This window comes from Pantoea sp. LS15 (assembly GCF_012241585.1).
Classification (GTDB): domain Bacteria; phylum Pseudomonadota; class Gammaproteobacteria; order Enterobacterales; family Enterobacteriaceae; genus Enterobacter.
This window is the reverse complement of the sequence record NZ_JAAVXA010000029.1, coordinates 1-10,177: the sequence shown is the minus strand read 5'-3', so window position 1 is coordinate 10,177 and position 10,177 is coordinate 1. Positions and strand designations below refer to the sequence as shown.

Annotated in this window: 6 protein-coding genes and 5 pseudogenes; 5 read left to right on the top strand and 6 right to left on the bottom strand. The window is 43.6% G+C overall.

Annotated elements, in window-relative coordinates:
* The first annotated feature begins 35 nt into the window (after positions 1-35).
* The 3 pseudogenes from HED65_RS22350 to HED65_RS22340 form a co-directional block, all read left to right on the top strand.
* Positions 36-694: pseudogene (locus HED65_RS22350) on the top strand (IS6 family transposase).
* Between the two features lie 1,003 nt (positions 695-1,697).
* Positions 1,698-2,696: pseudogene (locus HED65_RS23070) on the top strand (Tn3 family transposase); the annotation flags it as partial.
* Positions 2,697-2,732: 36 nt separating this feature from the next.
* Positions 2,733-2,886: pseudogene (locus HED65_RS22340) on the top strand (transposase); the annotation flags it as partial.
* Between the two features lie 48 nt (positions 2,887-2,934).
* On the opposite strand, the gene HED65_RS22335 reads toward HED65_RS22340, so the two are convergent.
* Entirely contained in the window at positions 2,935-4,239 is a 1,305-nt protein-coding gene (locus tag HED65_RS22335) for a beta/gamma crystallin domain-containing protein (RefSeq protein ID WP_114980182.1), read from the bottom strand.
* Positions 4,240-4,529: 290 nt separating this feature from the next.
* The gene (locus tag HED65_RS22330; protein WP_114980181.1) at positions 4,530-5,519 is read right to left on the bottom strand and encodes a tyrosine-type recombinase/integrase; all 990 of its coding nucleotides are present in this window, start codon (positions 5,517-5,519) and stop codon (positions 4,530-4,532) included.
* 1,249 nt (positions 5,520-6,768) lie between these two features.
* Here HED65_RS22330 and HED65_RS22325 point away from each other — a divergent pair.
* Positions 6,769-7,119 (top strand): SMR family transporter, encoded by a 351-nt coding sequence (locus HED65_RS22325; RefSeq protein WP_114980180.1) that lies wholly within the window; start codon positions 6,769-6,771, stop codon positions 7,117-7,119.
* The gene (locus tag HED65_RS22320; RefSeq protein WP_114980179.1) at positions 7,116-7,433 is read left to right on the top strand and encodes an SMR family transporter; all 318 of its coding nucleotides are present in this window, start codon (positions 7,116-7,118) and stop codon (positions 7,431-7,433) included. Before HED65_RS22325 ends, HED65_RS22320 begins: the two co-directional genes overlap by 4 nt.
* Before the next feature lie 213 nt (positions 7,434-7,646).
* Here the strand turns inward: HED65_RS22320 and HED65_RS22955 are convergent, their stop codons facing one another.
* The 4 genes and pseudogenes from HED65_RS22955 to HED65_RS22300 all read right to left on the bottom strand — a co-directional run bounded on the left by HED65_RS22955 (position 7,647) and on the right by HED65_RS22300 (position 10,036).
* A complete protein-coding gene (locus tag HED65_RS22955; RefSeq protein ID WP_114980178.1) occupies positions 7,647-7,886 on the bottom strand; it encodes a response regulator transcription factor in 240 nt (79 codons plus the stop codon).
* A 486-nt stretch (positions 7,887-8,372) separates the two neighbouring features.
* Positions 8,373-8,753: pseudogene (locus HED65_RS22310) on the bottom strand (helix-turn-helix domain-containing protein); the annotation flags it as partial.
* Positions 8,754-8,932: 179 nt separating this feature from the next.
* Positions 8,933-9,033, bottom strand: a pseudogene (locus HED65_RS22305) (GNAT family N-acetyltransferase); the annotation flags it as partial.
* A gap of 439 nt (positions 9,034-9,472) precedes the next feature.
* Positions 9,473-10,036, bottom strand: a complete 564-nt coding sequence (locus HED65_RS22300) for a T3SS effector IpaJ family cysteine protease (RefSeq protein WP_114980177.1) — start codon at positions 10,034-10,036, stop codon at positions 9,473-9,475.
* Between the last annotated feature and the right edge of the window lie 141 nt (positions 10,037-10,177).

The window sequence follows — 10,177 nt, the reverse complement described above, 5'->3', positions numbered from 1 at the left end:
AAACTGAAGCCACTGTTTAGCTGAAGGAGCAGCACATGAATCCTTTCAAAGGCCGACATTTTGAGCGTCATATTATCCTGTGGGCAGTCCGCTGGTACTGCAAATATGGTATCAGCTATCGTGAACTGCAGGAGATGCTGGCCGAGCGTGGAGTAAATGTCGATCACACCACCATTTATCGCTGGATTCAGCGCTATGCACCTGAGATGGAAAAGCGGCTGCGCTGGTACTGGTGTAACCCTTCAGGGTTCTGTTCCAGGCATCTCGACGAAACTTATATCAGAGTTAACGGTCGGTTGGCTTATCTGTACCGCGCCGTAACAGCAAAGCGGCATACCAGTTTCTGGGAAAGATACTGAACAACGTGAAAGGCTGGCAGATCCCCCGCCTCATCAACACCGATAAAGCCCCAACCTATGGTCGCGCGCTGGCGTGATTGAAACGGGAAGGTCGGTGTCCGCCTGATGTTGAACACCGGCAAATTAAGTACCGGAATAACGTGATTGAATGCGATCATGGCAAACTGAAACGGATAATCGGTGCCACGCAGGGATTTAAATCCATGAAGACGGCATATGCCACTATCAAAGGGAATGAAGTCATGCGGGCATTGCGTAAAGGACAGGCGGAAAACTTTTACTTCGGCCATCCCCTGGGTGAGATGCGCCTGGCAAGCAAAGTTTATGAAATTTAAGGATTTTTTTTGTAATTCCAAAGGCTACAGTATCAAGAAATTTGCAACAGTGCCATTTTTTGTACTTCTCTGCTGCGGATAACGAAACGAAAATGTACTAAAGTTAAAATTGAATGTTTATACTAAAAATATTTACTTTACGGGAACGTGTGTCCGAAAAAAAGGATCTCATAAAATCCTTTTTTGGTCGGCTGTTATACGTTATTACCCACTAGTAATGGTAGGCATTGCTATTATGCAATTGTTTAAATAGCGCATATGGAATCATCCCCATTCGTTCATAATGTAATGAATTCGTGACGCTGGAATAGGTCCCTGGATATGTACCTCTTTGACAGGAATAAATGCAGAATCAATATTTGATTTTAGTTTATTAGATAAATATGAAATAAATTCAGAATGACCTTTACTATACCTCCTTAAATTTGTTTTCATTACGTTCAAAGAGAACCTCCGCAAGAGTATAACTATTTGTATTTACTGTGAATTTATAGCCTCGCAATCCATTCGCGTTAATTCTGTATATATACGGGAGTACTATACCTTCTTGCAGTGCGCTTTTATTAAAAGAAATAACCCCCTCAAGTGAACTGGAACAAAACACGGTTTCTTTTTCAAAAGAAGAAAAGCAATGATTTGTGGATTTTGTACCCAAAAAACCTTCCCTCATGATTATTGTGGGAGGTCTAGAATCAGCCCTATAATAAAAACCATGTAACATTTCACATGGAATCCAGTTCTTAGAAAAAATATCATGCATATATTTCAATCCTCTGTGTAGCAATAACATTCTCTAGAATCATATAACCATCACAACTTAACGTAAATCCCCCTTTTAGGCTGTCATGGCTTCTGCAACCACCGGGTAAAATCAATGGTAACAACGTGCTGCAACATCTTGATCGGTTCAGCAGCATCGAATCACTGGCATTACCTGAAGGTATAGATCGTACCATTCACCAGAACCGGTTGCTGAAACTGGCGCGGGAAGGGCGAAAGATGTGACGGTAAATATCCTTCTCTGACCATAAGTCGTCTGGAGAAACTGGAGGAACCACCATCGTTGTATCGTCTCAACAGTCAGGTAAGGCAGCTACTCCCGCCGGTAGATTTGACGGAATTGTTGCTTGAGATAGATGCCAGAACGGGATTTACACGTGAGTTTACGCATGTCAGTGAATCCGGGGCCCGGGCGCAGGATATGCATATCAGCCTGTGCGCGGTCCTGATGGCAGAGGCCTGCAATATCGGGCTGGAACCGCTGATAAAGCACAATATACCGGCGCTGACGCGCCACCGGCTCAACTGGGTGAAACAGAATTACCTCCGGGCAGAAACGATGGTCAGCGCCAATGCCCGCCTGGTTGATTTTCAGTCCACACTGGAGCTTGCTGGCCGCTGGGGTGGCGGCGAAGTGGCTTCAGCTGACGGCATGCGCTTTGTCACGCCGGTGAAAACGGTTAATTCCGGGCCTAACAGAAAATATTTTGGTTCCGGGCGTGGCATCACCTGTTACGACTTCGTCTCTGATCAGTACTCTGAGTTCGCGTCCATCAGGGCTGGCACAGGCGATCATAGAAGTGGGACGAGTCAACAAGACGCTGTACCTTCTAAATTATATTGATGATTTAGATTATCGTAGGCTGATCCTGACGCAGCTAAACCGGGGAGAAGGCCGCCATGCTGTGGCGAGGGCGATCTGCTACGGGCAGCGCGGTGAGATCAGAAAACGCTATCGTGAAGGTCAGGAAGATCAACTGGATGCTCTGACCTGGTCACTAACGCAGTCGTACTGTGGAACACACTTTATATGCAGGAAGCCCTGAGCTGGATGCGCAGTAATGGAGAAAAAACTGGTGATGAAGATATCGCCCGGTTATCCCCACTGATGCACGAGCATATCAATATGCTGGGGCATTATACGTTCACGCTACCGGAGGATATTTTGAAGGGAGAACTGAGAGCATTAATTTTCAATTTAAACAATGAATTACCTTCTTAGCGTTTGTTTTCGTTCCATTGGCCCTCAAACCCCTATAAAGTTTACTTATATCGACAAGCCAATGAAGCGATAATGTCGGTTCTGCGATGCTTGAGTCTTGGGTACGCCAGCTCAGACGAAAGCGCCAGGGTATTACGCCTTCTGCTACCCCATTACCCCAGAGCAGCAGCGTATCCGCGAGCTGGAAAAATAGATTAGCCACAAATGGCGGTGATTCAAACCGCCACGATTTAAACAATCATTCCGTTACTGAAATCATTATTTCTATGGTTTCAGATTTAAATTGTCTATTAATAGGGATGCTATCATGGAAAATTATTTCAGCAGTCAGATCATAGTTGCCAGGAGGTAATTCAATTTCTGGTGTTAAACGCCAACTGCCGTCAGGGGCAACTTCAGTTCTGCCTAGTTCATTTCCTCGTCCATCACTAATTAAAACCATCGGTTTATATGATGGGTGATAATAAGCGCTGCCATAAAATTCAGGTAGAGGGTTATGAAGCATCTCACCCCATAAGGGATAAATTATATCTGGCGCTGCATATAAAACATCGCTTTTGTCAATTGTAGGAGCAGCAACTTTTTGTTCTACAGTAAGTGTAAATCTGGGTTTTCCGTCATCATAATATCCTTCTTGAACAAAACCATATCTAGGTCTTCCTCCTTCATATAGCCAATTCCCCCCATTATCCACATCAGCAATTTTCTCACCCATGCCGTTCGGATGTCTAGTCCAAATAGTAGCTTGAGCACCAGGAGTGCCCCGCCCTGAAACGTTGAACATTGATGTACCATTCCACACGGCTCTGTAGATGTTCATATACCCTTCACCTGGGGGAGAAATTCCATCTTTTACACTAAGCTTTATATCATACCGAGTATTGTCCTTTGCCTCTATCTTTGTATCAACTAATATATTAGTAATGGTTTGACTTGTAATGCTCACTGAGCCTGTACTGGTGTTATAAGTAAAAATAATCTGACCACTTGCCACCAACGCATTGGTTTTTATATAAAAAATATCAATCCCGCAATTAATGTCAATGGTATTGCCTTTACCCGTTAAAAGACTGTAACGAGCATCCTGATCAGATATATCCGGAGATTCAGAAACAGGTGAGACTGTACCCAACCCGGCCGCTGCGAATCTTCCTTTATAACGTCCTGGTTCATTATTTTCATTGAGCACATCATCAACTAACCGAAGAGCTATAGACCAATCAGGAAGTTCATCTCCTCCACCATCACTTCCCGCAGGAGCAATCCAAAATTTTGAAAGCCCTCCCATTTCAGAGATGTCAGGATGATCACCTTGCTTATATACTTTATATATTCCCGTACCATAAGAGTGTTGATAGCAGTGAACATTTACATTACCAATGACTCTAAGTGATAAGTATTTGTCGTTAAAATTATCTCCTTGCCAAAAGGTGACATCATTATAAACATTGTAAAATTCACCAGCACCACCAAAGTTCTTTGACCGATAAAACGCAACTTCGTTTGCTAAGCTTTGAGTGTTTTCTTTACTTTCTTTTTTCATAGCTAAACACCTTATATTTGATGGGTTGTCAATGGTTGCTTGCTGATCACAATTATACCGAAGTAAAGATTAGACCAAATTTAGCCATTTGCAATTCCCCCCCCCAAAAAAAAGTGAACAATTTCCATCATCCAATGATAAATCTCAGGACGTGGTTTCTAAGCGACATTTCGTTCAAAATAGGGGCGTTTTTCAAAAAAATGTTATGATTTGGTGGCGATTTTCCTTTTAAATGTTGATTAACGACCATCTATTGCGAAATATATTAACATTTAAAATTATAGCAATTTCTATGTCAGATTAAGACGGTCGCGGGCTGTTCGCAAGCGGGTTTGCCCACGGCGGTCGTACTGCTGGGTGGTGGTGACGCTGGCATGACCCATCGCATCCCTGACCGTAATCAGGTCTTCACCATTATCCAGCATGGCCGTGGCAAAGGTTCGCCTCAAATCGTGCGGCGCACACTTCGCAATGCCGGCCTGCCGCTGGCGCACCTGCAGGACATGGTACACCGCCTGGTCGGTAAGCCGGTCGTTCGTCAGGGTGTCAAAGCGGCGGATACGGGTGAACAGCGGCCCGTCTTTTTCCCCCCGAATCTCTTCAACCCACCTCTGCAGACGCTGCCAGGTGCCGGCCGGCATATAGGCCAGTCTTTCCTTGTTCCCTTTACCCAGTACCCTGAGTGCCCGCTCATCGGTGACAATGTCACGCAAATCCAGCCCCACGGCTTCCGAGCGGCGCAGGCCGCAGCCGAGAATGACGGCCAGCATCGCCGCATCGCGGATGCCGATACTGGAATTATCGGCCTCGCAGACAGCGAACAGAGAACGGATCTCCTCCGGCGGCAGGGCCCGGCCGCGCGGAAGACGGCTGCCGCGCAGGTTACGCACCGCCCGGATGTGCTGGAAGCTCTCCACGTCCATCAGCCTGAGCATCCAGGCTTCCTTTGCCACGCCTTTCAGCGCCGAAAGGTAGGTGTTGACGGTGGCGGTGGCCCGGCCGGTGTCGCGCAGCAGCTCGGTCACGGCCATCACGTGATGACGGCGCAGGCTGCCCCAGCTGCAGGTATCGAGTGATGCGGCGCCGAGCATGCCGGCGACAATGCCCAGGAACGAGGCCATGGTCTGCCGGCTGCGGGGGGAGTTCAGGGAAAGCAGGTAGGCCCGGGCGGGACTGACCGGGCCTTCGCCGCCAGCCAGCGCCGGGAGGACATCCGCTTCCGGTGGAATGACCGCCGGAGGCGGGAGCAGCTCGGGTTCATCATCAGGCATCAGGCTCATCCGGGGCTCCGTCCGGGCCGGAAAGGGGCCGGCGCGCTGCGTAAAAAATCGTGGTAGTGATACCGTCAGAGCGTACCGCAGAAAGTCTGCTTTTTCAAAGGTACATTTTAGTTAGTAGATTAAACACTATGAGCTGTCCATTGTGCGGGGACCCCAATCCTCATTTTTACTTGAGCCGTTTGTCGTGAACCAGCATTCTCCGTACAGGTGATAGCATCCAAACCAAGCATGCAAAACTCTGCGATGTAATTATGTCGATGCCTTTCTACGCAGTTTTAGATCTGGATTGACGAAACAAGCGAATTACTTGAATTAAAGGATGAAATTGATGTGGAACATTTGGATGATGCTATTGCTTCATCACCTTGATTTTCAGATTATTATTATTCATGCTTCGGATGAGATCAGTAATTCAGTAAGCACCATTATTTAATTTACCAATAGAGTGTATTCAGATTATTTATGGTATCTTTTTGCGGTGATTAAGATGAAGCGGTAAATATATTCAGAAAAAAAACCAATAAAATATAACTCATCTAATTAAAGTGTTTTTTATTAAAGATGATAATGCCAAGATATGGCTATGCTTGCATAAGTTTTTTTGAGATAAAAGACATAACCCTTGCAAAGGCTCATATAAAATAAGGACTATTTTATTAATTTTACATTAACACTTTCCATTTTTAGGTTATGGACGAATTTTCCTAAAAAATGCTATTTACGGTTTACCTTAACTTCAAATACTCTATCATCTGTATTTGCCAACTAGGCGAGTGGTTCTGCATGTAGCAATGTGATGTGTATATTGAAATGTTTGACTTTGTCATGGTGAATATTGCTTCGGGTTTAAGTCCATGATGGGGACTCCTTGAGATGTCCATTGCAAATATTCACCCTTTTTTAGTAGGATTTTGTGGAGGGGATAAGAAAATGGAGCATTCCATGGTGTGCTAGTGCTGGTGTTAACATTTGCAAAGCCGATGAGCTCGCCCTGTATTGAGTCATGAACTGACAGCCGGGAAAGACCGGCACTTGTTTGAAGTGGTAGAAGAGAGGGGTTGTTTACATACAACTTATAAAATTGTTTCTTCCTGCGAGTGATGTATAGTCTCGGACATTATTCTGAAAGTAACTAAATACTCTCATTATTGAATAATAATATCATGGGATATTTTTATTTGTTCAATGTTTTTTTGCCAAAAATGTAATTAAATGAATTTGGTATTAGCACTATTCCACGGAGATCAGTATGCATTCAGAAAAGCCAAGATTTGTTTCATGGTCCTTCCTGTTGCTCGCAATAATTGCTGAGGTAATAGGTACATCTTTTATGACACTCGCAGCACGCGACGGAGGCGGATATGGCTATATAATAATGGCAATGGCCTTGGCTGTTTCTTACTATTTTCTTGCTCTTTCTATTCGTAGAATTGGCGTCGGGGTAGCCTATGCGCTATGGGAAGGTGTTGGCCTAGTCTTGTTATCAATTATTGGGGTCTATATTTTTAGAGATGTGCTAAGCCTTACGGAATTTATAGGCATAGCAATCGCTATCATTGGAATTACTTGCGTTACCCTGGGGGAGGACAATAAATCATGACGTATGCAGCTATTGGTTTTGTTGTTCTTTCTGCTATTATTGATATTATCGCTAATATGATGATAGTTCGATCGAAAGGATTCAAGCACTTCAAATGGGGTATTGGGGCAATTGTACTTGTCTGGATTGCTTTTGCGCTGTTGGGACAGGCGGTGAAAACGATGGATCTAGCAGTGGCATATGCAATGTGGGGGGCTATAGGCGTTACCGGCACAGCAGCCCTTGGCCGTATCTTTTTTGGTCATAAACTTATGCCTCTGGGTTGGTTTGGAATTGCCGCGATCACAGTAGCTGTAATAATTCTTTCTGTCTAGAAATGCTGGCTATAGGTGATTATTTCTTGTAACCGCCAAATAGTTGGGAACGGTATCTGGCATTGTTCGCAATGCACCGGCTAGTCAGGATATCCGCGATATCCTGACTAGCCGGTGCCCTTATTTCCTAAGTGTGGTGCGGGATAAGAATTTGTATCTATGGAAATAAATTTATATGGATTACCTTAAATAAGGTCTGTTTTAATCAACATGCTAAATATCTATATTGATTTTATTATACACGAGCCAAAGAAGCAACTCTTTCGTATTCGGCAACGATAGTTTTCGCATAGCATTACGTTTATGTTGGCTTACTGACTTAACATGTAATCCTATATTTTTGGCGATCTCAGACGAACTAAAACCTTCTGAAAGCTTGTATAAAATTTGTTTCTCGCGTCGAGTAAGTATAATTCTGCAAACGATGCATGTTTTTTTTGATTCTTTCTCCATTAATATTCTCTCCAGAAGAAGAGTGAACCCATCAGCGGTGTCATTTTTAAAAAATATGTTTTTACATGTGCATTCTCGATGATTGCTTTTACCTTTTTTTTCTCACTTATTATAATTTCCAGCTTCCTTTTTTTAGGGTGGGTATTTTTTCAGACCTTATTAAAAGATCTATTTTTTCAGAAGGGTAAAAAAATACGCTCTGTTTATTTTTATAAAAATACATCCTCAAGTTAAACTTTAGTCCAATCGTAAAGTAAACATCATTCTCTTCTATTAATACATTCACTGTACTAGGTGAATTAATTAAGTCATTATTATTCATAATTTATGGCTTATAGATTAAATCAATGATTTTGTCTGGTTTTGCATCCATAAATGTTGAGGGGCATGACGAACTAATAGTTTTAAAAATCCAAGCTCAATGTTTTTTGTCTACACTGACATGTGATATATTTAAAATCCGCAGCATGCCAACAACGTGATTAGTTTGCGGGGGATCCAGAGACCTGCTTTGACCATGAGTGAACGGACAGTCTCTTTGGACAGGTGAACATCGTGCAGTTCTGCGAGTTTCTCGCACGCCAGCGTAGGCCCAAAGTCGGTATAGCGTTCGCGGATAATATTGAGTGCGTACTGGGCAAGACCATCAGGTAGTTGGTTATTGCTGGGTTTTCCACGACGGCGGTTTGCCATACCCAGTGGGCCAGATTCACGGTAACACGACAGAAGGCGTCGACACTGACGATCGGAAATACCAAGGCGCTGCGCGGCCATCAGTGTGGTCAGACGCCGGTCGACAACGTCCTGAATGATTTTGAGTCGGTTAACTTCGTCCAAAGTGAAAAACTCCGCTGCGTGTGCCGTCATCAGAATCCCTCGATGGTGAATCTACGTGACGGACATCTTAACTTAGCTCAGAGCGGACATTACAACTTTGCTGTTACAACATTGGTGCGCATAACAAAGATTATGTTAAATTAATTCATTATAATGCATAATATCAATGACTTAGTGTGATTTGCACCCCTTTCTTGCAAATGAATCTATTACGGCAGCTTGAGAAACAGAGTCTGTTCCTGAGTTTGCGATGCCTTAAACCATGATGAAGATAAAACCCTCTTGCTTTTTCTGTCAGCGCATGAACCATAGGTTGATGCCAGGTGCTATACGATCAGCCAGTAACTAGTCGTCCTCAGTGTTTCTCGCGCCATCAGAGGAAACGCAAATTTTGTTTAGGAAGTGCGGGCTTGGTAGATATTATATTTTGCACTGGGATTTCTAAAATAAGGCCAACACAGCCAATGGCTCTAAAGTTGTATTTATTTATCAAAGAGGTTGATATCACATCCCATGTTGAGAGAACCTTCTCTGCATTTTCAGAAACGAGTTGGCTTTGAGCGTCGCGTACCGCATGAAAGAGATATAGCCCCCTTTTCACCAAAGAATTAAAATTCCGATCAGAAAGTTTCTTTTCATCGCCTAAGGTAACACTTCAAATTCTTCTAGGGATCATTTCTTTCCTCGGTTTATTCCAAGTTTATATGTTGTTGGAGATTGAAAAAACGCTCTCGGTGCTGTGGTTATTATCACGGCTTACCAATAATGATCGAGATCCCAGTACCATGCCAGCCAAGAGTTGATTTTAATTCAGCAATGTTGTCAAGGTCTTTCCCATAGCCAGGATCCATTACTGAACCATCGGGGCGTAACATGACATAGTGCATTTGCAGACCCATTGTCGGACGAAAAGCAAGTATTTTTAATTCCCGTTCATATGGTTTCAGTTTATTTTGGCTGTGTGAAGTGTTAACTTCCGTTAGTGCATTTAACGCTCTGAGAGATGTCAGCTCACGCCGGTTAATTATTTTTTGAAAGGCAACAGTCCATGATTTTTGAATCACCACAGAGGCGTGGAGACCTAATCTTCGTGCTGTCTTTACTATACCGGAAGGCATGCTTATCCCCCATGAGTTTGGGTCTGAGCCCTTTTTCCCTGTGATTTCTTGATAGATGTCTTGCTCGCAAATTTTAAGCAGGTTGAGCCTATACCCGGTTTTTATTTCTTCGATGCCCAACTCTTTTGCCGCACAAAGTAGTACTGTGGCTCCACAAGAATAGGAGAAATTTTGTTGATAGCGTAATTTATTCATCCGGTTTTATACCCATACTGATGTAGATGTAGATGTAGATGTAGATGTAGATGTAGATTAACAGAAAGGGGAATGGGGACGATCAGAGAATATGACACCTTCTGCATGGCGGAGGAAGGTAAGTTGACAGATAAGGACTAC

Bases quoted from the DNA above. Each gene is read 5' to 3' on its own strand.
- HED65_RS22325 (WP_114980180.1), top strand. From the start codon at position 6,769: ATGCATTCAGAAAAGCCAAGATTTGTTTCATGGTCCTTCCTGTTGCTC.
- HED65_RS22330 (WP_114980181.1), bottom strand. From the start codon at position 5,519: ATGAGCCTGATGCCTGATGATGAACCCGAGCTGCTCCCGCCTCCGGCG.
- HED65_RS22300 (WP_114980177.1), bottom strand. From the start codon at position 10,036: ATGAATAAATTACGCTATCAACAAAATTTCTCCTATTCTTGTGGAGCC.
- HED65_RS22320 (WP_114980179.1), top strand. From the start codon at position 7,116: ATGACGTATGCAGCTATTGGTTTTGTTGTTCTTTCTGCTATTATTGAT.
- HED65_RS22955 (WP_114980178.1), bottom strand. From the start codon at position 7,886: ATGGAGAAAGAATCAAAAAAAACATGCATCGTTTGCAGAATTATACTT.
- HED65_RS22335 (WP_114980182.1), bottom strand. From the start codon at position 4,239: ATGAAAAAAGAAAGTAAAGAAAACACTCAAAGCTTAGCAAACGAAGTT.